Origin of the sequence: Phycicoccus sp. 3266, assembly GCF_031456495.1 — a bacterium.
Taxonomy (GTDB): Bacteria; Actinomycetota; Actinomycetes; order Actinomycetales; family Dermatophilaceae; genus Pedococcus.
Genome location: NZ_JAVDUW010000001.1, coordinates 1,385,499 through 1,405,487 on the forward strand (window position 1 = coordinate 1,385,499; position 19,989 = coordinate 1,405,487).

Annotated in this window: 22 protein-coding genes; all 22 read right to left on the bottom strand. The window is 74.5% G+C overall.

The genetic code is table 11. The features are described 5' to 3' along the window. On the bottom strand, positions 1-918 hold the full coding sequence (locus J2X64_RS06650) for a flagellar motor protein MotB (protein ID WP_310151344.1): 918 nt from the start codon (positions 916-918) through the stop codon (positions 1-3). Beyond that, positions 915-1,691: a MotA/TolQ/ExbB proton channel family protein gene (locus tag J2X64_RS06655; RefSeq protein WP_310151347.1), complete on the bottom strand. Its 777-nt coding sequence runs from the start codon at positions 1,689-1,691 to the stop codon at positions 915-917. The genes J2X64_RS06650 and J2X64_RS06655 overlap by 4 nt, the downstream gene beginning before the upstream one ends. Before the next feature lies 1 nt (position 1,692). Continuing rightward, entirely contained in the window at positions 1,693-1,944 is a 252-nt protein-coding gene (locus tag J2X64_RS06660) for a flagellar FlbD family protein (RefSeq protein WP_310151350.1), read from the bottom strand. Between the two features lie 242 nt (positions 1,945-2,186). Further along, complete coding sequence (locus J2X64_RS06665; RefSeq protein WP_310151352.1) at positions 2,187-3,431, bottom strand: flagellar hook protein FlgE; 1,245 nt, start codon at positions 3,429-3,431, stop codon at positions 2,187-2,189. Positions 3,432-3,437: 6 nt separating this feature from the next. After that, positions 3,438-4,016 carry a flagellar hook capping FlgD N-terminal domain-containing protein gene (locus J2X64_RS06670; protein ID WP_310151354.1) on the bottom strand — a complete coding sequence of 193 codons (579 nt, stop codon included), beginning with the start codon at positions 4,014-4,016 and terminating at the stop codon, positions 3,438-3,440. A 7-nt stretch (positions 4,017-4,023) separates the two neighbouring features. Next, positions 4,024-5,106, bottom strand: a complete 1,083-nt coding sequence (locus J2X64_RS06675) for a flagellar hook-length control protein FliK (RefSeq protein ID WP_310151357.1) — start codon at positions 5,104-5,106, stop codon at positions 4,024-4,026. Positions 5,107-5,519: 413 nt separating this feature from the next. Beyond that, positions 5,520-6,635 (bottom strand): transglycosylase SLT domain-containing protein, encoded by a 1,116-nt coding sequence (locus J2X64_RS06680; RefSeq protein WP_310151360.1) that lies wholly within the window; start codon positions 6,633-6,635, stop codon positions 5,520-5,522. Continuing rightward, a complete protein-coding gene (locus J2X64_RS06685) occupies positions 6,626-7,054 on the bottom strand; it encodes a hypothetical protein (protein ID WP_310151363.1) in 429 nt (142 codons plus the stop codon). The genes J2X64_RS06680 and J2X64_RS06685 overlap by 10 nt, the downstream gene beginning before the upstream one ends. Further along, entirely contained in the window at positions 7,051-8,349 is a 1,299-nt protein-coding gene (locus J2X64_RS06690) for a FliI/YscN family ATPase (protein WP_310151367.1), read from the bottom strand. The genes J2X64_RS06685 and J2X64_RS06690 overlap by 4 nt, the downstream gene beginning before the upstream one ends. Next, positions 8,346-9,008, bottom strand: coding sequence for a FliH/SctL family protein (locus J2X64_RS06695; RefSeq protein ID WP_310151370.1), 663 nt, complete (start codon positions 9,006-9,008; stop codon positions 8,346-8,348). The genes J2X64_RS06690 and J2X64_RS06695 overlap by 4 nt, the downstream gene beginning before the upstream one ends. Next, the gene (fliG, locus tag J2X64_RS06700) at positions 8,995-10,026 is read right to left on the bottom strand and encodes a flagellar motor switch protein FliG (protein ID WP_310151372.1); all 1,032 of its coding nucleotides are present in this window, start codon (positions 10,024-10,026) and stop codon (positions 8,995-8,997) included. The genes J2X64_RS06695 and fliG overlap by 14 nt, the downstream gene beginning before the upstream one ends. Next, positions 10,023-11,621 carry a flagellar basal-body MS-ring/collar protein FliF gene (gene fliF / locus J2X64_RS06705; RefSeq protein ID WP_310151375.1) on the bottom strand — a complete coding sequence of 533 codons (1,599 nt, stop codon included), beginning with the start codon at positions 11,619-11,621 and terminating at the stop codon, positions 10,023-10,025. Before fliF ends, fliG begins: the two co-directional genes overlap by 4 nt. Beyond that, on the bottom strand, positions 11,618-11,971 hold the full coding sequence (locus J2X64_RS06710) for a flagellar hook-basal body complex protein FliE (RefSeq protein ID WP_310151378.1): 354 nt from the start codon (positions 11,969-11,971) through the stop codon (positions 11,618-11,620). The genes fliF and J2X64_RS06710 overlap by 4 nt, the downstream gene beginning before the upstream one ends. Position 11,972: 1 nt before the next feature. Next, entirely contained in the window at positions 11,973-12,374 is a 402-nt protein-coding gene (locus J2X64_RS06715) for a flagellar basal body rod C-terminal domain-containing protein (RefSeq protein WP_310151381.1), read from the bottom strand. Then, on the bottom strand, positions 12,374-12,733 hold the full coding sequence (locus J2X64_RS06720; protein WP_310151384.1) for a flagellar basal body protein: 360 nt from the start codon (positions 12,731-12,733) through the stop codon (positions 12,374-12,376). Before J2X64_RS06720 ends, J2X64_RS06715 begins: the two co-directional genes overlap by 1 nt. 254 nt (positions 12,734-12,987) lie before the next feature. Then, positions 12,988-13,896 (bottom strand): flagellar hook-associated protein FlgL, encoded by a 909-nt coding sequence (gene flgL, locus J2X64_RS06725; protein WP_310151387.1) that lies wholly within the window; start codon positions 13,894-13,896, stop codon positions 12,988-12,990. Positions 13,897-13,957: 61 nt separating this feature from the next. Continuing rightward, entirely contained in the window at positions 13,958-15,325 is a 1,368-nt protein-coding gene (flgK, locus tag J2X64_RS06730) for a flagellar hook-associated protein FlgK (RefSeq protein ID WP_310151389.1), read from the bottom strand. Next, the gene (locus J2X64_RS06735; protein WP_310151392.1) at positions 15,325-15,681 is read right to left on the bottom strand and encodes a hypothetical protein; all 357 of its coding nucleotides are present in this window, start codon (positions 15,679-15,681) and stop codon (positions 15,325-15,327) included. The genes flgK and J2X64_RS06735 overlap by 1 nt, the downstream gene beginning before the upstream one ends. After that, entirely contained in the window at positions 15,678-16,079 is a 402-nt protein-coding gene (gene fliS, locus J2X64_RS06740) for a flagellar export chaperone FliS (RefSeq protein ID WP_310151395.1), read from the bottom strand. Before fliS ends, J2X64_RS06735 begins: the two co-directional genes overlap by 4 nt. 29 nt (positions 16,080-16,108) lie before the next feature. After that, positions 16,109-17,992 (bottom strand): flagellar filament capping protein FliD, encoded by a 1,884-nt coding sequence (gene fliD / locus J2X64_RS06745; RefSeq protein ID WP_310151398.1) that lies wholly within the window; start codon positions 17,990-17,992, stop codon positions 16,109-16,111. A gap of 94 nt (positions 17,993-18,086) precedes the next feature. After that, the gene (locus J2X64_RS06750) at positions 18,087-18,956 is read right to left on the bottom strand and encodes a flagellin (RefSeq protein ID WP_310151401.1); all 870 of its coding nucleotides are present in this window, start codon (positions 18,954-18,956) and stop codon (positions 18,087-18,089) included. 134 nt (positions 18,957-19,090) lie between these two features. Beyond that, positions 19,091-19,987, bottom strand: coding sequence for a sigma-70 family RNA polymerase sigma factor (locus tag J2X64_RS06755; protein ID WP_310151404.1), 897 nt, complete (start codon positions 19,985-19,987; stop codon positions 19,091-19,093). Between the last annotated feature and the right edge of the window lie 2 nt (positions 19,988-19,989).

Genomic DNA, 19,989 nt, shown 5'->3' on the forward strand with positions numbered 1-19,989 from the left:
TCAGTCTCCTGGTGTGGGGATGGCGGAGGCGGCCTGCGCGGCCGAGCCGGACGTGTCGAGCGCGTGCACCACGATCGCCACCCGGCGGTTGCGGGCGCGGCCGGCCGCGGTGGCGTTCGACGACAGGGGGCGCTGGTCGGCATACCCGGCGGCGGACACCTGCGCACTCGGGACGCCGCGCGTGAGCAGGTACCGGAGCACGGTCGTGGCCCGCTCGGTCGACAGCTCCCAGTTGGAGGCGAAGCGGCCGCTGACCGGGACGTTGTCGGTGTGGCCCTCGACGGTGAGCGCGTTGGGGAGGCCGCGCAGGGCCGGCGCGACGGCGTCGAGGACCTTGCGGCCCTCGGGTCGCAGGGTCGCCTCGCCGAGCTCGAAGAGCACCCGGTCGGTGACGACGTTGACGACCAGGCCGTGGTCGCGCTGCTCGAACTGCACCGCGCCGGACAGGCCCCTCGACGCCAGCGACGCCTCGATCCGGCGCTGCACGGCGGCGAGGTCCTCGCGCTGCCTCGCGGCCTGCGCCCGGCCCGCGGCCTGCGCAGCGGCCTGGGCCGCCGCCTGGGCGGTCGACCCGCCCGGCCGCGGGATGATCGGGTCGCCGGTGGCCGACGGGTTCGGGGTCGCGGCGTGCCCGTCGACCGCGGCCTGCGGGCTGCCGTCGAGGATGCCGGTCGAGCTGGTCTTGCTGGCCGGCTCGCCGAAGTACTGGTCGAGGCCGTTGGACAGGGCGATGAGCTTGGCCTGGTCGACCTGGCTGATGGCGAAGAGCACGATGAACAGCGCCATGAGCAGGGTGATCATGTCGGCGTAGCTGAGCAGCCAGCGCTCGCTGTTCTCGTGGCCCTCCTCGTGGTCCTCCTCCACGACCCGGCGCCGGCCGGCGCCGGCCCGGGCGCCACCGGACCGCGCGGCGCTCACGCCGCCTCCGTCGCCGCCGGCGCGTCGACGTCCGCGGACAGGACGGCGAGGAGCCGCTTCTCGACGACCCGCGGGCTGGTACCCGACTGCACGGCCAGCACGCCCTCGAGCAGCAGCTCGAGGTGGGCGCACTCGACCTCGCTGAGCCGCTTGAGCTTGTTCGACAGGGGCAGCCAGATCGCGTTGGCGCTCATGACGCCCCAGAGGGTCGCGACGAACGCGCTGGCGATGAGCTCGCCCAATGTCTCCGGCGACGACAGGTTGCCGAGCACGTGGATGAGGCCGATGACGGTGCCGATGATGCCGATGGTCGGGGCGTAGCCGCCCATGTCGGCGAAGAACTTGATGCCCAGGCGGTCCTGGCGCTTCTTGGAGGAGATCCGGGCGTGCAGGACGTCGTGGATCTCGTCGGCGTCGGTGCCGTCGACGGTCATCTCGATGCCCTGGCGCAGGAACGGGTCCTCGATCCCGCGCAGCCGCTCCTCGAGGGCGAGCAGCCCCTCGCGGCGGGCGGTGTCCGCCATGGAGACGAGGTCGGCGACGGCGGCGTCGCTCTGCGGCGCCTTGGCGGTGAACGCCCGCGCGACCTGCTTGCCGACGACCTTGACGTCGGACATGAACCCGCCCGCGACGGCTGCACCCAGGGTGCCGACGATGACGAGCACGATCGGCGGCAGCAGGAGGATCGAGGTGGGCGAGGCGCCCTCCATGACCAGCGACGTGAAGACCGCACCGAGGACGACGACGATCCCGGCGAGGGTGGCCAGCTCCATGTCAGCGGTCGCCGTCCTGCACGACGTGCAGCCCCGGGCGCGAACCCGGTCCGGCGTGCACGTGCTCCGCGGCCGCGAGGACGGAGGCGCGGAAGTCGCGCACCTCGCGGACGACCTCGTCGACCGACTCCACCACCACGTAGCGGGCACCACCCACTAGCGTGATCACGGTGTCGGGCGTGGCCTCGACGCGTTCGATGAGGTCTGGGTTGAGTGCGAAGCAGGTGCCGTTACGGCGCGTGACAGCGATCATGGCGGGTCCGTCCTTGGTCCTTCTCAGCGCGACCATCCGTGGCGCGCACCCCTCCTATCGGCAGGCACCCGGCATACCTGAGGACGCGGAGCCCGGGGACGCGAACCCCGGGGACACGGTCCTCGGGGACGTGCCGGCCGCAGGAGGCACGGTCGGCGACGTGCGCCGACAACGCACACGGGCGGTGGCGCGGAGGACTCCGCACCACCGCCCGTGGCGGCCCGTCTGCCCGGATCGACCGGTCAGCGCTTGAGGTTGACGAGGTCCTGCAGGATCTCGTCGGAGGCGCTCACGACGCGCGAGTTCGCCTGGAACCCGCGCTGCGCCACGATCAGGTTGGTGAACTCCTGGGCCAGGTCGACGTTGCTCATCTCGAGCACGCCGCTGGCCAGCGCGCCGCGACCACCGCTGCCGGCGGTGCCGACCGAGGGCGCACCGGAGTTCGCCGTGCCGCGGTAGAGCGAGTCGCCCGCCTTCTCCAGGCCGGCCGGGTTGGTGAAGCTGGCGAGCGCGACCTGGCCGAGCTTCTCGGTGCGGCCGTTGGAGAAGATGCCGACCAGGACGCCCGTGCTGTCCATCGTGAAGCTCTGCAGGCTGCCCATCGTCGAGCCGTCCTGGTTGCGCGCGGTGGCGCTCGCGGAGCCGGAGAACTGCGTGAGCGGGGTGCTGTCACCGCCGATGGTGAGCGTGACGTCGGACGCGAAGCGGTAGCCGGCAGCGGTGAGCGCGCCGCTCGTCAGCGCCATCGAGGCGGTCGTGAACGACTTCGCCGCCGGGTCCCAGGTCAGCGACGTGGTGCCGACGGTGGCGGTGCCGCCACCGGGCTTGGGGACGGTGGTGACGGCGGACCAGGTGTTGGTGCCGGTCTTCGTGTACGTCGTCGTGGCCGGGATCGTGGCGCCCTGCTCGTCGACGATGTCGATGCTGTGCGTCACCGTGGCGCCGGTGGCCGCGTCGGCCGGCAGGTTGCCGCCGAGGTCGACCGTGCGGGTGGCGGTCGGCGCGAGGACCTGGCCGACCGGCAGGCGCAGGCCGCCGACCGGCGCGTTGGTGTCGATGGCGCCCTTGGTGGCGCCCCAGCCCTGCACGGTCGCGCCCTCGGGGGTGACGAGGTTGCCCAGCGCGTCGAACGAGAAGGCGCCGGCGCGGGTGTACATGGTCTGGCCGTCCTGCTGGACGACGAAGAAGCCGTCTCCCTGGATCGCCATGTCGCTCTGGCGGCCGGTGACCTGGGTGCTGCCCTGGCCGAAGTTGGTGGTGACGCCGGCGAGCCGGACGCCGAGGCCGACCTGGGCGGGGTTGGTGCCGCCGCCGGTGCCCTGCGGGGCGCCCGCGGTGCGCAGCGCCTGGCTCAGGGTGTCCTCGAAGACGGTCTGGGAGGACTTGTAGCCCGTGGTGTTGACGTTGGCGATGTTGTTGCCGATGACGTCCATCATCGTCTGGTGGGCGCGCAGGCCGGACACGGCCGAGAAGAGCGAACGGAGCATGGTCAGTCAGTCCTTTGCGGTGGAGGCCGTGGTGGCCCCGGTCGAGGTGGAGCCGGAAGGGGTGGAGCCGGAGGAGGCGGTGCCGGTGGGCGTGGTGCCGGTGGGCGTGGTGCCGGTCGAGGTGCCGGTGGGGGTGGTGCGGGCGACCTCGGTGACCGACGCGAGCGGCACCTCCGTGCCGCCCACGAGCAGGGTCGGCCCGCCGGGGGTGAGCTTGACCGAGTCGACGGTGCCGGCGGCGGTGGTCCCGCCGACGGAGTAGGTGACGCGCTGGCCGACGAGGGCGAGGGCGCTGAGGCTGTTCTGGCCGGCGATGACGGCGGCGTTCTGCGAGACCAGCTCGTGCAGGGTCTCGACCATCTGGAGCTGGGCGGTCTGCGCCATGAACTGCGCGCTGTCGACCGGCTTGCTCGGGTCCTGGTACTTCAGCTGCGCGACGAGCAGCTTGAGGAAGGCGTCGCCGGACAGGGTGGGCCCGGTGCTGCCGGAGGTGCCCTGCCCTGCGGCGGTCGCCGCGGCGGACTCGGTCGCCGCGGCTGCCTGCGCGGCGGCCGTGGCGTCGTACGTGCCGATGGGGGTCGTCACGAGGGCCTCACATTCTGACGTCGACGCGGACGTCGCGGGGTCGGGGTCGGTGCGGGTCGAGCTGGTCGGAGGCGCCGGGGGTGTGCCGGGTCGTTCGGGGGCCGTCGGCTCGCGGGGTCCAGCCCTCTAGGGGGCGGCCGTGGCGCTGCCACGCGCCGTCGCGCGCGGTGTCACCGGCGCCGGTCCCGTCGGGGCCCGCCCACGGGCCGGGGTTTCGCTGGTCCTGGTCGCGGGGGCCGCGGTCGGCTGTCGCGGCACCGCCCGCAGCGGGGTCGCCGGTGGGGGCACCGGGCGCGACCTGGACGTCGATTCCCGCTGACCGCAACCCGATCCGCTCCAGGTGCGACCGCAGCTCGGGCGTCCCCTGCCGCAGCGCGTCGCCGGTCGCGGGGTCGACGGCGGTGAGCCGCACGGTGACCTCGCCACCCCGGACCTCGAGGTGCACCTGGACCGACCCGAGGTGGGCCGGCGCGAGGTGCACCGTGAGCCGGTGCGTGCCGTCCGCGGTGGTGAGGAGCGGGGAGACGGCGTTCAGCACCTGGGCCTGCGGCGGCAGCGCCGGCTGCGCGAGCCGCGCGTCGGCGGTCGTCACCATGGGTGCGCCGGTGCCGCCGTGCGGTGCGCCGGTCGGTGTGAGGGCGTATGCCGGCGCCCCGTCCACGGTGCCGGCTGTCGCAGTCGGCGTGGGGCCGGGGTCGACCGTGGGAGCGCTCCGGTCCGCGGCCCGGACCTGCCCGGTCGCGGTGTCCGCGGACGCGGTGGCCGCAGCCACCACGCCGACCGCTCGTGAGGCACCGTCCGGGCCGTCAGTTCGGTCCGCGGGTGCTGCGGAACCGGCGGAGGCGTCACCGGGGACCGTGCCCCCGGTGAGGGCCGAAGGGGTCCGTGCGTCGGGGCCGTGGGCGGCCGCGACGCCCTGGGCGCCCGTCGGCGTGGCGCCCGCCACCACCGGGGCGGCAGTGGCGTCGGGCACATCCGGGGTGGACGTGGCGGAGGTCGGGACCGTCGCCGCGCGAGGCGTCCCACCGGTGGCCGTGGCGTCAGCGGTGACGGACACTCCGGTGGTCGGCGAGGGGGTGACGGGGGTCATCGGGGACGCCGGGGCGCCGGACGGAACGACGGGAGCGCCGGTGCCCTCTGCCGCCGGGCCGACCGACGGGCCTGCCGCCGGGTCGGATCGCGGGCGTGCCGGGTCGGGAGCCGGGCCTGCCGGGTCGGGAGCCGGGCGTGCCCCGTCGGCCAGGGCAGCGACGGCCGTCGACGACGACCCGTCCGTCCGGTCGGCGTGGTCGGGCGACGAGTGCCTCGGGGCCGGGGCATGCGCGTCCCGGTCCTGCGGGCGCGGCCGGGGCGTGACCGCGTCCTTCCCACCGTGCCCGCGGAGCACGGCCTCGAAGTCGCGCCCGCCCGTCCCGTCGGAACGGTCGGCCGGTCGCGCCGCCGCGGCGGGGGCCGTGGCGGCGGACGTGGACGAGGCGACGGCGGGACGGGGCGCGACGGCGGTCATGCGGCCACCCCCGCGTACCCGAGCACCCGCTGGACGTACTGCTGCGTCTCCCGGTACGGCGGCACCCCGGCATACCGCTCCACGGCTCCGGGCCCGGCGTTGTAGGCCGCCAGCGCCAGGGACGTGGACCCGAACCGGCGCAGGTGGCTCGACAGGAGGCGGGCGGCACCGTCGACGGCCTGGGCCGGGTCGCGCGGGTCGACACCGAGCCCGCGCGCGGTCGAGGGCATGAGCTGCATGAGGCCGACCGCCCCGGCCGGGCTGACGGCACCGGGGTCGAAGCCGCTCTCCGCCCGGGCCACCGACGCCAGCAGCGCGGCCGGCACCCCGTGCCGGGCCGCGGCCGTCGCGAAGAGCGGGCGCCACTGCGCCGGCACCCACGACGGAACACCGCCGGTCGACCCCGCCGCACCCTGCGCGGCGGAGGTGGCCGACAGGGTCGCCGGGCTCCCGGCATACGTGCGCACGACGGGTCCCGCGGGCTCGCAGACCCGGCGGATGGCGGTCGGGGTCCGGTAGACGTCCTGGACCATGACGTCCTTGCCGGCGCGCGGGGCGACGAGCATCTTGCCGTCGCCGACGTAGATGCCGATGTGGTCGACCGGGCTCCCGAAGGCGACGAGGTCACCCGGGCGTGCGTGCGCGAGGTCGGGGACGGCGGTGCCCACCCTGGCCTGGTCGGCGGCGACCCGCGGGAGCCGGACGCCCACGTCGGCGAAGGCGCGCTGCACCAGTCCGGAGCAGTCGAGGCCCTTCGCCGGGTCGGTGCCGCCCCACACGTAGGGCACGCCGAGGTACCTGCGCCCGGCGGCGACGGCACGCGCGCCGACGTCGCCGTCACCCGGTGCCTCGTCGACCGCGGCACCGGCCGTGGCGCCCGCCCGGGTGAGGGCGTCTCCGAGGACGGCGTCGAAGGAGGTGCCGGTCGCGTCCGCCCCGGGGATCGCCGAGAGGGAGCCGCTCGCCGACGAGGCGCCGGCAGCCGAGGTCGCCCCCGACGAGGACGAGGTCGACGCGGCCGCGGGAGCGGCCATGGCGGCGAACCGGCTCTGGATGGCCCCGATCCGGGCCAGGGCGGCCGCGGGCCCGCTGACGTCGATGCTCACAGCCACGCACCCCCGTCCCGGGACGCGCTCTCGTCGGCCTGGCGCTGGTCGGCCGCGAGCACCTCGCGGTGCGCGAGCTCGCGGGCCCGGTCGACGAGCCGCTCGAGGCCGGAGGTGCGGGTGCGGGCCTCGGTGAGCAGGACCCGCGCGCGCTCGGTGTCGCCGAGCGCGAGCTCGTACCGCGCGCCGGCCTGCGCGACGTGGCGGGCGCGGCCGCCGGCCCGCTCCCTGGCGGCCCCGAACGCCGTGGCAGCACTGGGGTCGGGGAGGCCGGCCGAGGCGAGGTAACGCTGGTGCGCCGCCCGGCTCTCCTCCTCGGCCACGACCGCGGCGGCCACGGCGCGGGCGAGGTCGGCCTGGCGCAGCTCCTCCTGGATCCGGCGCACGCGCAGCACGACGGACAGGCGGTTGCCGCGGGCGCTCACCGCGCACCTGCCAGGCCGTGCAGCCCGGACCAGCTCTCGGCGAGGTCGGCGACGTCGTCGAGGTCCTGGCGCAGGAACCGGTCGATGTCACCGGCCTGCGCCAGCGCGCGGTCGACGAGCGGGTTGGTGCCGGCGACGTACGCGCCGATCTCCACGAGGTCCTTGGCGTCGCGCCGGGCGGCCAGCAGCTGGCGCAGCATCGAGGCGGACTCGCGCTGGTGGGCGTCGGTCAGCGACCGGTTGGCGCGCGACACCGACTCGAGCACGTCGATGCAGGGGAAGTGGCCGGACGTCGCGAGCCGCCGGTCGAGCACGACGTGCCCGTCGAGGATCGAGCGGACGGCGTCGGCGATCGGGTCGTTCATGTCGTCGCCCTCGACCAGCACGGTGTAGAGGCCGGTGATGCTGCCTGCGTGCGACGTGCCCGCCCGCTCCAGCAGGCGGGGCAGCAGCCCGAAGACCGACGGCGGGTACCCGCGCGTGGCGGGCGGCTCGCCGGCGGCGAGCCCCACCTCGCGCTGCGCCATGGCCACGCGCGTGACGCTGTCCATGGCCAGCAGGACGTCCTGCCCCTGGTCGCGGAACGACTCCGCGATCCGGGTGGCGGTGTATGCCGCGTGCAGCCGCACGAGGGCCGGCTCGTCCGAGGTCGCCACGACGACGACCGACCGGGCGAGGCCCTCGGGCCCGAGGTCGTGCTCGACGAACTCGCGCACCTCGCGGCCGCGCTCGCCGACCAGGGCGAGCACGCAGACCGGGGCGTCGGTGCCGCGCACGACCATCGACAGCAGGCTCGACTTGCCCACGCCGGAGCCGGCGAAGACGCCCATGCGCTGGCCGCGGCCGCACGGCACGAGGGTGTCGATGGCCCGGATGCCGAGGGCGAGCTGGGTGTCGATGCGGTCGCGGGTCATGGCCGGCGGGGGCGTGCCGTCACTGGTCTCCCACGTGACGTCGCGCAGCGGCGGGCCGCCGTCGATCGGCGCACCCAGGGCGTCGACCACGCGGCCGACGAGCCCGGGCCCGACCGGCACCCGCAGCGGGCCCCCGGTGGCGACGACCTCGGCACCACGGCGCACGCCGCGCAGGTCCGACACGGGCAGGCAGCGGGCCGTGTCGCCGTCGAGGGCGACGACCTCGGCGAGGATCGGGCCCTGGTCGCCGGCGACGCGCACGGCCTCGCCGACCGCGACGTCGAGCCCGGCGACGTCGAGGCTCACGCCGACCGCGCGTGTGACGCGGCCGACCACGAGCGGGCGGGCCGCCCGGACGAGCTCCTCGAGCACAGCGGTCACCGGGCCAGCACCTCGCGGACCCGCTCGAGCGCGGCCTCCAGGCGCGCGTCGACGGTCCGGTCGCCGAGGTCGGCGACGGCCCCGCCCCGACCGACGGCGGCGTCGGGCACGACGGCCAGGGTGCAGTCGGCGGAGAGGGCGGCGGTGTCCTGCGGCAGGAGCGGCAGGTCGTCGGGGTGCACGCGCAGGGTCACGACGGACCCGCGCGGCACCTCCGCCAGGGCACGGGTGACGGCGTCGAGCGCGCTGCACTCCCCCACCCGGAGGTGGTGGCCGACGAGCACCTCGGCGAGCTCCACGGCCATGGCCGCGGCGGTCCCGGTCACGTCGTCGACCGTCGCCTGCGCCCGGGCACCGGCCACCGCCTCGCGCAGACCGGACAGGACGACGTCCCAGCTGTGCCCGCGGGCGGCGCTCTCGGCCTCCGCGCGGGCCGTCGCGGCCTCGAGCCACAGCTCCTGCTCCCGGCGCGCCTCGAGCAGCCCCGCGGCATACCCGGCGGCGTGGCCGTCCGCCCACGCGCTGGTGGCTCCGGACGCGTCGCCGGCCGGGACGGCGCCCGGGGTGGCGAGCTGCTCGCCGAGGAAGCGGGCGGGACGCAGGGCGCCGTGCCCGGCCCGGGGCAGGACCGTGGCGCGCCGCGACTCAGACGACGACATCGTCACCACCCCCGCCGCGCGAGACGACGATGTCGCCCGCCTCCTCCAGGGACCGGATGAGGCGGATGACGACGGCCTGCGCCTCCTCGACGTGGCGCAGCCGGACCGGTCCCATGACCTCGATCTCCTCGCGCAGGGCCGAGGCCGCGCGCTCGGACATGTTGCGCATGACCTTGTCGCGCACGTCGTTGCTGACGCCCTTGAGCGCCAGCGCGAGCTGCTTGCTGTCCACCTGGCGCAGGACGACCTGCACGGCGCGGTCGTCGAGGCCGACGATGTCCTCGAACATGAACATGTGCGCGCGGACCTCCTCGGCGAGCTCGGGGTCGCGCTGCTCCAGGCCCTCGAGGATGTGCTTCTCGGTCGACCGCTCGGTGCTGTTGATGATGCCGACCAGCGGCGCCAGGCCACCCACGGCCGAGTAGTCGGCGCTCTGCACGAGGTTGGCGAGGCGGCGCTCGAGGTGCGCCTCGACCTGCTTGACGATCTCCGGCGACGTGCGGTCCATGACGGCGAGGCGGTGCGCGACGTCGGCCTGCATGTCCTCGGGCAGCCCGCTCAGCACCACCGCGGCCTGGTCGGACGCCATGTGCGCCAGCACCAGGGCGATGGTCTGGGGGTGCTCGTCCTGGAGGAACGACAGCAGCAGCCGCGGCTCCACCCGGCGCAGGAACTCGAACGGCACCTGCATCAGCGACGCCGACAGCCGGCCCAGCACCTCTTTGGCGCGGTCGCGGCCGAGGGACTCGACGAGCATCTCCTCGGCGAGGTCGAGCCCGCCCTGGATGTAGTAGCGCTCGGCGCTGACCATCGCCTCGAACTCCTGGAGCACGTGGTCCTGCGTCTCGAGGTCGGTGCCCTCGAGCCGGGCGATCTCGGCCGTGAGCAGCTCGACCTCGCTGGGACGCAGCGCCCGCAGCACGTGGGCCGAGCTCTCCTTGCCGAGCTGCACGAGCAGCACGGCGGCCTTGCGGATCCCGGGAATGGTCTGCGGACCACCCGTCGTCGTCACGGTCACGTCCGGTCCTCCGCCATCCAGCCGCGCAGGAGGCGGGCCACGTCGTCGGGTCGCTCGCGCGCCATCGTCGCCACCGTCTCCCGGCTGCGGCTGCGCAGCTCGGCGGTGCTGTCGGGGGCGCGGCTGGGCAGGGCGGCGGGGCGCAGCTCCGCCTGCTCGAGCAGGGCGTCGACCGGCGCGGGCCCGGTCGGCACGCGGTACACCTCGATCTCCTGCGGCCCGGCCGGCCCCTGCTTGCGGCGCGAGCGCTTGAGCCCGATGAGCAGGGCGAGGACCAGGACGACGCCGAGGCCGACCGTCTTGCCGATGTCGACGTACTGCGCGCGCTGGCGGTCCTTGGCGGCCTGCTCGAGCTCCTTGGCCGCCGACGCGGCAGCCGTGGTGTCGAAGGCCATCTGGCTCACCTGCACGACGTCGCCGCGCTTGGGGTCCAGGCCGGCAGCGGCCGAGACGAGCGACGACAGCTCGGCGAAGTTGACCGACCCCGCCGACTTGGCGTCGACGATGACTGCCACCGACATGCGGCGCACCTGGCCGGGCGCGGTCGTGGTCTTCTCCTTGACCGTGCCGACGGCGTTGGTGAGCTTGTCCTCGGTCTTGGTGTAGTTCGAGCCGGAGCCGCCGGTGGTGCCGGCGGTCGCCGTCGGGCCGAGGACGCCGCCGACCGGGGTGCCGGTGCCGGTGTACTTCTCGGTCGTCTTGGACGAGCTGAGCGGCGTCGCCGGCTGGGACGGGACGTACTGCTCGCGGTCGATGGTCTGCTGGTCGAAGTTGAGGTCGGCGTCGACGCGCACGACCGCCTTGCCCGGGCCGACGACGGTGTCGAGCATCGACTGCACCGTGGCCGCGGTGGCGTCGGAGAAGGCGCGCTTCTGCTGGTCGCGGGCGTCGGCACCCGCGGTGTCCGAGCCCGGGGTTCCCGCGGCGTGCAGCACCTTGCCGGACGCGTCGGCCACGGTGACCTGCTCCGGGCTCAGCTTCGGAACGGACCCGGAGACGAGGTGGACGACCGAGTCGACGATCGTCGGCGACAGCGTCACGCCAGGGGCGGTCTTGACCAGCACCGACCCGGTCGGCTGGGCGGCGTCGGTGGTGAAGACGTCGTCCTGCGGGACGGCGAGGTGCACGACCGCGGCCTGGACGCCGTTGATCGACTCGACCGTCTTGGCGAGCTCGCCCTCGAGCGCCCGCTGGTAGGTGACCTTCTGCTGGAAGTCGCTGCTGGTCATGCTCTGCTTGTCGAGCAGCGAGTAGCCCTGGGTGCCGTCGGTCCCGGCGGGCAGGCCCTGGCCGGCGAGGTCGATCCGCTGCTGGTAGACGTCGGCCTGCGGCACCATGACCGTCTGCCCGCCGTCGGCGAGCTGGTACGGCTCACCGGCCTCGGTGAGCTTGGCCGTGACGGCCGCGGCGTCGGTGCTCGAGAGCCCGGTGAACAGCGGCGCATACGTCGGCTTGGACACCCACGACACGAAGAGGGCTGCGCCCACGACCACGGCGAGGGCGGCGATGCCGGTGACGACGCGCTGCCCCGGCGTAAAGCCGCTGAAGAGCCGCCCGACGCGGGCGAGGAGGTCCTTGGGGTCGAAGCGGTTCACATCGGCATCCGCATGATCTCGGTGAACGCGTCGACGGCCTTGTTGCGGACGGCGACGGTCAGCTGGGTGGCGACCGCGGCCTCGTTGGCGGCGATCGTGTAGTCGTGGATGTCGGCGAGGTTGCCCGTGACCGCCTGCACGGCGAGGGAGTCGGTGGTCGAGTGCATGGCCTGGAGCTTCTCCAGGCCCTGGGTCACGGCGTTGCCGAACGCGGCCGGGTCGGTGCCACCGGCGGCGATGCCGGCGCCCGCGCCGGCCGGCGCGGTGCCGATGGCACCGGGGGTCACGGCACCGGCGAGCGGCATGGCTGCGGACAGCCCGGCGAGGGGGGAGATCGGGGAGATGCTCACGTCAGCGGCCCAGCCCGATCGCCTGCTGGTATGCCGCGGTGGCCCGCTCGACGACGGCCAGGTTCGCCTGGTACCCGCGCTGGGCCATGATCAGCTGCGACATCTGGTCGGCGAGGTCGATGTCCGGCAGCCGCACGTAGCCCTGCGCGTCGGCCAGGGGCGAGTCGGGCTGGTAGGTCATCCGGCCCTGGGCGTCGCCGAACTCGGCGCCCGCCACGCGCACCCCGTCCGTGCCGCCGTAGTTCGCGGCCTCCGCGACGACGTACCGGGCGCGGAACGCCTCGCCGCTCGTCGGGCGGACGATGTTGACGTTGGCGATGTTGTCGGCGACCGCGTCGAGCCAGGTGCGGTGCAGCACCAGGCCGGTGCCGGCGGTGTCGATCGCGCCGAAGGGGCCCGCCATCAGGAGGCCCCGCCCGCGGCGATGCGCAGCCGCGCGAAGTGGTCGGTCATCGCCTGCACGCCGAGCTGGTAGGCCAGGCCTGTCTCGGTGCCGGCCAGCGTCTCCTCGTCGAGGTTGACGTTGTTGCCGTCGGTCCGGGTGGGGGCCATCGAGCGCTCGGTGGCCACGGGCGCGTCACCGGCGTCCTCCCCGTCGGAGATCGCGGCGAGCAGGCTGGACTCGAAGTCGACCCGGCCCGCGAGGAACTGCGGGGTGTCGACGTTGGCGACGTTGTCGGCGATCGTCCGCTGACGCAGCGACAGGCCGCTCAGCGCGTGGCCGAGGGCGCGCAGCGTCGGGTCGCCGATGAGGTCGGTCATGGCACTCCTGGATGGCGGTCCGGCGCACCGTGGTGCCACGGACCCGTGGGGGCGTGGGTGCCACCCGTCCTTGGCGGCGTCCGGCCATCCATGGCCTGGCGCCCCCATCGGCCCCAGCCGGCGGCCGCTGAGGAGTCACGGCACCAAACCACGGCAAACGCGGTCGAACTCAGCCGTTCGGCTGAGGCCGTTGTCCACGTCCCGTCGCGGGGTTGGCGCCCCGTACGAGCGCGGTCAGCGCGGGGGGTGCAGCGTCAGCGCAGGAAGTCCATGAGCGAGGGCTGGACCACCTTGGCCGCGGCGCCGAGCGCCGCCTGGTATGCCGTCTGCTGGAGGCTGAGGTCGGTGATCGTCTTGGCCAGGTCGATGTCCTCGACGGCGGCCAGGCGGCTGGTGACCGTGTCGGCGCGCAGCGCACCGCTGGACTGCGCGGCGGTGAGCCGGTTCGTGCGGGCACCGACGGTGCTCTGGGTCGAGCGCAGCGCCTCCCCCGCGGTGTCGAGGTCGCCGAGCGCCGAGCCGAGCGAGGTCGTGTCGCCGCTGCGCAGCGCGGCGCTGACCCGGGCGAGGACGCCCGCCCCGGTGGGGTCGGACGGGTCGGCCAGCAGGGTCGTGAAGGCGGCGCTGCCGGGCACGCTGACGGGGACCCGCCCCGAGGCGGCGTCGTCGGAGACCGTGCGGTCGACGGTCGCGCCGTTGCCGAGGTAGGCACCGGTGGCCGGGTCGTATGCCGCGGCGGTGTCCTGGGTGCCGGCGAAGACGGGGCGGCCGCCGTACTGGGAGTTGGCGAGCTGGAGGATCCCGGCGCGCAGCTGGTCGACCTCGGCGGCCATCGCCTCGCGCTCGGCCGGCCCGTTGGTGGCGTTGCTGCCGGCCAGGAGGAGCTGGCGCACGCGGTTGAGCGAGCTGCTCGTCTGGTTGAGGGCGGAGTCCGCGGTGTTGAGCCACGCCAGGCCGTCGTCGATGTTGCGCGACAGCTGCTCCTGCTGGCCCTGCTGGGCGCGCAGCTGCATCGCGGCGACCGTGTCGACGGGCGAGTCGGAGGGGCGGTTCAGGCGACGCCCGGACGAGAGCTGCTCCTGGGTCTGCTGGAGCCGGGACAGGCTGCTCTGCAGGCCGGCCATCACACCGCTGCTCAGGGTGGTGGGGGTGACGCGGGTCATGGTGCTCGCTCCGGGATGGTCGGCGTGGTCGTCGGGAGTGGTGCGGGGCGCGTGGCGCGCGTCAGCGCGCCATCGTCATCAGGGTGCTCAGCGTCTCGTCGACGGCGGTCACGAACCTGGCCGCCGCGGCATACGCGTGCTGGTAGCTCATGAGGTTGGTCATCTCCTCGTCGAGGCTGACGCTGGAGACGCCCTGCCGGGCGGTGTCGACCTGGCGCAGCACGACGGCCTGCACGTCGGCCTGCCGCGAGGCGCTCTGGGACTCGACCCCGAGCTGCACGACGAGGCTGCGGTAGCTCGCGTCCGGGCCGGTGGCGTCGCCGAGGTGGGCCGCCATGGCGGAGGCGTTGCCGCCGTCGTAGGCCGGCGGCGGCGCGGACGACGCCGCGACGCCCGTGGGGTCGTCCATCGCCACGCGGAGGGCGCCGGCGGTGGTGCCGCCGAACAGCGGGCTGCCGGTGGTGCCGGTGCGGTCGTAGCCGGCCGCCTGCTGGGAGTTGACGGTCGTGGCGACCGACGCGGCGACGGCGTCGAGGGCGCCGGCGTACGTCGGGAGGGTGGTCGTGAGGGCGGTGAGCAGGCCCTGGGCGGTGCCGCCACCGAGGGTCGCCGCGGTCCCGGAGGCGGCCCACGCGACGCCGGCCCCTCCCCCGGCGGCGCGGGTGGCCTGCCCTGTGACGGTCAGCTCGGACGCCCGGTTCCCGCTCACCAGCGCGGTGCCGCCCACCGTCACCGTGACGGTGCCGTCCTCGGCCAGGCGGCCGACCGCACCCACCGACTCGCCGAGCTGCAGGACGAGCTGGTCGCGCTGGTCGGACAGCTCGTGCGCCGGCACGCCCGAGGCGGTGGCGCTGCGGATGGCGTCGTTGAGGCGGGCGACGTCGGCCGCGGCCTGGTTGACCTGGGACACGGTGGCGACCAGCTGCTCGCGGCCGTCGGTCCACTGCTGGTCGAGGTCGTCGGCCACGCGGTTGAAGGCGCCGGCCAGCTGGGTGGCCTTGGCGAGCAGGGCCGTGCGCGGCGCAGAGCTGGTCGGGTCGTTGGCCACGTCGTGCCAGGCGTTCCAGAACGCCGACAGCTGCGACTGCAGGCCGGTGCTGCCCGGCTCGCCGAACGCACCCTCGACGGCGCCGAGCGTGGACTGCGCAGTCGCCGCGAGCGCCTGCGAGCCGTGCACCTCCTGGGCGCGGGCCTCGAGGAACTCGTCCCGGATCCGCTCGGTGCCGCGGACGAGGACGCCGTCGCCGGTGACCGGCCCCGCCGCCCACATCGAGGGCACGACGGAGGAGCCCTGCGCGACCTGGTCGAGCCGCTGGCGCGAGTACCCGGCGGTGTTCACGTTGCTGATGTTCTGTCCGCTGAGGTCGAGACCGCGCTGGGCCGCCTGGAGCGCGCGAGCGCCCAGGCCGAGGCTGGCGAAGTCGGACATCAGGCCCTCGTGTCCAGGTATGCCGGGTGTCGGCGTCCGCGACGGCCGGCCGCGCCGGGCTCGGGCGCGCGGTCGGTCAGCTGGCGCAGCTCGCGACCGGTGCGCGACAGCTCGCCGGCCACGCGGTGCGCCAGCGCATCGGTGCGCGCGAGCAGGCCGCGCGCCCGGTCGCCCAGGTGCTCCGGCAGCGGACCGGCCCGGTCGGGCACGACCGGCAGGCAGGCGCCGTCCGGCCACCCGGCAGCAGGCGACTCGGCGGACAGCTGCGCCTCGGCGCGGTCGAGGTCCTCCTGCAGGCGGTCCAGCGCGGCGTCCCAGGGCTGGCTCCAGGACAGGGCCCAGGACTCGGCGCTCACGAGACGCCCTCGAGCGGCTCCGCGTCGGGGGTCAGCGCGGCGGTCGCGAACGCGTCGCGCAGCGGCTCGACGACCTCGAGGCAGTCCATGACGTAGGACTGCGACTTCGCGAGGTTGGCGCGCACGAGGGTGTGCGACAGGTACTCGTAGAGGGAGGCGAGGCTGCGCGCCTCCTCCCAGCGGGCCACGTCGAGCGAGCCGGTGAGCTCGGCGACGATCTCCTGCGCGTGGAGCAGGGCGTTGTGCGCGCCCGGGATGTCGGCGGAGCCGATCGCCGTGTGCGCGGCATACAGGTCCTTGACGAGCCGGTCGTAGAGCATCACGACGAGCCGGCTCGGGGAGGCGGTGGTCACGGCGTCCGCCTGGTAGCGGCGGCGCAGCATCGCGGGGGAGGTCATGGTCACGACTCCTGGGTTGTCGCCGGCGGTCAGTTCTTGCCGCTGGACGGGGTGGGGAGCGAGGCGATCTGCCCCGCGAGCCACTGGCTCTGGGACTGCAGGCTGCCGAGCATGGTCTCGAGGGCGGCGTACTGGCGCTGGAGGCTGTCCTGCCGCATGGACATCCGCACCTCGAAGCTGGCGATCTGGTCGGTGTAGTCGCGGACCTGCTCCTGGGCGAGGTTCACCTGGCCGGTGACGTAGCCGTCGAGCGGGTCCGAGGCGGCCTTGACCGTGTCGGTGACGGCCGACGCCATGGTCGTCAGCGTGCCGGCGACCGCGTCGGGGTCCTTCGCGTAGGCCGCGAGGAACGCCGTCCGGTCGAAGGTGAGGGTGCCGTCGCGCGCCACCTGGACCCCGGCCAGGCCGGGGGTGCTGGTCGAGGTGCCGACCGCCGTGTCGGTGATCCGCTGGGCCAGGTCGCGCGCCATCGAGTCGCCGAGCAGCGGGCCTGCCGTCTTTGTCGACGTGTCGTAGGACGACTTGCTCGACAGGTAGGCCAGCACGTCGTTGGCGGCCTTGACCATCGCCTGCACCTTGTCCGCGATGCCGGCGCTGTCGTGGTCCACGGTGATCGTGACGGGGGTGGTCGGGTCGGCCTTGGCCGCCGTGACGGTGACGCCGGGGAGCAGCCCGGTGACCGACGCGGTCGGCGAGGTGACGTCGTACGCGCCGGGCCCGGTGCCGACCCGCAGGACGGTGTCGGTCCCGGCCTGCAGCTGCAGCATCGACCCCAGCGTCGAGGTGGAGGAGGGGAACGCGTTGTCGCCGACGGTCACGTCGGACGCCGCCCCCGTGGTCATCGAGTTCAGCTGGAGCCGGTATGCCGTGGACGACACCTGGACGGCGGTGGCGCGGACGCCCGCGCCCGCGCCGTTGATGGCCGAGACGACGGCGGTCAGCGAGGAGCCGGCCGCGACGTCGACGAGGGTCGCCGACGCGGTCCCGGCACGCAGGCCGCCGCTGAGGGTGAAGACGAGGCTGTCGCCGCCGGCCCCGTTGAGGCTCAGCTGGGCGCCGCGGGTCAGGCTGGACACGGTGGTCGCGACGCCGTCGAGCGAGACGACCGCGTCGGTGCCGGTGGCGGTGGTCGTGGTGTCGGTGAGGCCGAGCGCGGTGTTGGCGCCGGCCAGGGCGAGGCCGGCGGCCGAGCCCTCGTGGGTCGTCGCGATGCTCAGGGCGCCGCTGGTCGTGGTGCTCGCGGTGAGCGCGCCGCCGGACGCGCGAGTGACCTCCGCCGCGAGCTGGTCACGGGTGTAGGTGCCCTGCGCGAGGGTGAAGGTCGTGGGCGTGCCCGACCCGTCGAGCAGGACCGAGAGCCCGGCGTTCGAGGCGTCGATGGTCACGCTGTCGGCGACCGGGGACCCGGTCAGCGTCGCCCCGGCCGAGGACTGGGTGACCGAGACGCTGTGGGTGCCGGCCGACAGGGCGGCACCGGCCGCCGGCGAGGCGAGGCCGAGCGCATCGAGGCCCTGTGCCAGGACGAAGGGGCCGCCCGCGACGGCCGTGTCGAGGCTCGCGACCGAGCCCGAGGACACGGCAGCTCCCGCCGTGGCGACCGACTGCACCGTGAAGGTGGTGCGGCCGGGCGTGGCGGTGGCGCCGGTGGTCGCGCTGGCGAGGGTGGCCTGGGAGGAGGTCGCCGTGGTCGAGGTCCAGGCGGACGCCTTGGCGATGGTGTCGGGGACGAGGGCCGCGGCAGCCGTCTGCAGGGTGCTCAGGCTGCTGTTGAGCGCCTGGAGCACGCTGACCATCGTCTGGCTGGCCGCCTTGCCGGTGCTCAGGTAGGCACCCGACTGCCGCTCGACCTTCATGAGGGAGCTGATGATCTGGCTGGTGTTCAGTCCGGAGACGAGTCCGTCGACCGCGGCCATGGCACTGTCTCCTTTCCTGTCGCCGGTGCCGGGTGGGTGTGGGCCCGGGGCCTGGGGAGGATCGCCCCCTCAGGCCCCGGGCTGCACTCCGGACTCAGCCGAGCAGCTTGAGGACCGACTGCGGGGCGGAGTTGGCCTGCGCCAGCATCGAGACACCGGCCTGCTGCAGGATCTGCGAGCGGGTGAAGGAGGTCATCTCCTTGGCCATGTCGGTGTCACGGATCCGGGACTCGGCAGCAGCCGAGTTCTCGGAGGCGACGCTGAGGCTGTTGATGGTGTGCTGCAGACGGTTCTGCACCGCACCGAGGTCAGCGCGCTGACCCGAGACGGTGTCGATGGCCCCGTCGATCTTCGTGAGCGCGTCCTTGGCGTTCGCCTGGGTGGTGACGTCGACCTCGGTCGCGCCTGCGGTGCCCGCGACGGCAGGAGCGCTGACCTTGAGGCTGGCGGCATCCACCTTGTTGATGGAAACCTTCAGCTCCTGACCGGCGTTGGCACCGATCTGGAAGGTGAACGACTTTGTCGACGTCCCAGCGACCGTGTCCCCGGCGAGCAGGTCCTGCTTGTTGAACTGAGTCGCAGAAGAGATGCGGTCCAGCTCCTGGCTGAGCTGCCCGACCTCCTTCTGGATCTGGGCCCGGTCGGCGTCGGTGTTGGTGTCGTTCGCCGACTGGACAGCGAGCTGGCGCATGCGCTGGAGGATCGAGTGCGTCTCGTTGAGCGCACCCTCGGCGGTCTGCACGAGGCTGATCGCGTCCTGCGCGTTCGAGGTGGCCTGGTTGAGGCCGTTGGTCTGGGCGCGCAGCTTCTCGCTGATCGCCAGGCCGGCGGCGTCGTCGGCAGCGCGGTTGATCCGCAGGCCGGAGGACAGGCGCTCGAGGCTGGTCGCCATGGAACCCTGGGTGGAGCTGAGGTTCCGGTACGCGTTCATCGCCGCGACGTTGGTGTTGATCTGAAGACCCATGGTGGTTCCTCTCCTTGGATGGGGTCCCGGGGAGCCATCCGTGGCTCCCCGCGTCGGCCCAGGGGGTCGACACCGGCCCTATCGGCCGGGTCGAGCCGTCCCTGAGGACTTTCTCCGCGAACGCGTCGCGGGAGTCACTCGCCCGCGACGCGGTGGGTGCGGTGGCCGCCCCCGAACCCGCCCGGGCGGCGGTTGTGGTGGCTGGCCCGGCCCGCGATCTCGGCGTAGTAGGCGGCCCGCCGCCGGGCGACGACGCCGTCCGGCCGGGCGGGCACGAGCTCGGGGTCGAGGTGGGTGTTGAGGCCGTCGCGCAGCAGCCCGAGCGCCTCGGTGCGCAGCTGGGAGACGCGTGACTCCGTGACGCCGAGCTCCTCGGCCACCTCACGGATCGGGCGGTCCTCGAAGAAGGTCCCGCGCACGACGGCCTGCAGGCGCTCGGGGAGGGCGTCGACGGCGGCGACGAGGTACGCGCGGCGCTCCCGCTCCACGACGAGGGACTCCGGCGTCGCGGTCGTGCGGGGCAGCAGCGCGTCGGCGTCGCCGTCCTCGCGGACGGCGTCGATCCGCAGCACGACGGACTGGTGCAGGTCCCGGCGCAGCTCGCGCAGCTCCTGGACCGAGGTCCCCATCGAGGTCGCCAGCTCCTGCTCCCGCGGCTCGCGGTTCAGCCGGCCGGCGAGCGCCTCGCGGTGCGCCTCACGCTCCCGGGCCCGGGAGCGCAGCGACCGCGACGCCCAGTCCATCGAGCGCAGCTCGTCCAGCAGCGCGCCCCGGATGCGGCGCGCGGCATACCGCCCGAACGGCACCCCCAGGGCGGGGTCGAAGGACCGCGCCGCGGCGACCAGCGCGCCGAGGCCGGCGGAGGTGAGGTCGTCCAGCGCGACGTGGCCCGGGAGGCGGGCGCTGAGCGAGCGCACCTCGTAGTGCACGATGGGAAGGTTCTCGCGGCAGGCCGTCTCGACGTCAAACGGTTCCAAACTGGCCTGAAAGCACTCAGTCGCGGTCACGTGGACGACAATTCCGCACGCCATCG

What these genes read in the sequence shown, in the direction of transcription:
- J2X64_RS06655 (WP_310151347.1), bottom strand. Translation starts at nt 1,691, where the DNA reads ATGGAGCTGGCCACCCTCGCCGGGATCGTCGTCGTCCTCGGTGCGGTC.
- J2X64_RS06660 (WP_310151350.1), bottom strand. Translation starts at nt 1,944, where the DNA reads ATGATCGCTGTCACGCGCCGTAACGGCACCTGCTTCGCACTCAACCCA.
- J2X64_RS06665 (WP_310151352.1), bottom strand. Translation starts at nt 3,431, where the DNA reads ATGCTCCGTTCGCTCTTCTCGGCCGTGTCCGGCCTGCGCGCCCACCAG.
- J2X64_RS06675 (WP_310151357.1), bottom strand. Translation starts at nt 5,106, where the DNA reads ATGACCCCCGTCACCCCCTCGCCGACCACCGGAGTGTCCGTCACCGCT.
- J2X64_RS06695 (WP_310151370.1), bottom strand. Translation starts at nt 9,008, where the DNA reads ATGTCGTCGTCTGAGTCGCGGCGCGCCACGGTCCTGCCCCGGGCCGGG.
- J2X64_RS06715 (WP_310151381.1), bottom strand. Translation starts at nt 12,374, where the DNA reads ATGGCGGGCCCCTTCGGCGCGATCGACACCGCCGGCACCGGCCTGGTG.
- J2X64_RS06720 (WP_310151384.1), bottom strand. Translation starts at nt 12,733, where the DNA reads ATGACCGACCTCATCGGCGACCCGACGCTGCGCGCCCTCGGCCACGCG.
- flgL (WP_310151387.1), bottom strand. Translation starts at nt 13,896, where the DNA reads ATGACCCGCGTCACCCCCACCACCCTGAGCAGCGGTGTGATGGCCGGC.
- flgK (WP_310151389.1), bottom strand. Translation starts at nt 15,325, where the DNA reads ATGTCCGACTTCGCCAGCCTCGGCCTGGGCGCTCGCGCGCTCCAGGCG.
- fliS (WP_310151395.1), bottom strand. Translation starts at nt 16,079, where the DNA reads ATGACCTCCCCCGCGATGCTGCGCCGCCGCTACCAGGCGGACGCCGTG.
- fliD (WP_310151398.1), bottom strand. Translation starts at nt 17,992, where the DNA reads ATGGCCGCGGTCGACGGACTCGTCTCCGGACTGAACACCAGCCAGATC.
- J2X64_RS06750 (WP_310151401.1), bottom strand. Translation starts at nt 18,956, where the DNA reads ATGGGTCTTCAGATCAACACCAACGTCGCGGCGATGAACGCGTACCGG.
- J2X64_RS06755 (WP_310151404.1), bottom strand. Translation starts at nt 19,987, where the DNA reads ATGGCGTGCGGAATTGTCGTCCACGTGACCGCGACTGAGTGCTTTCAG.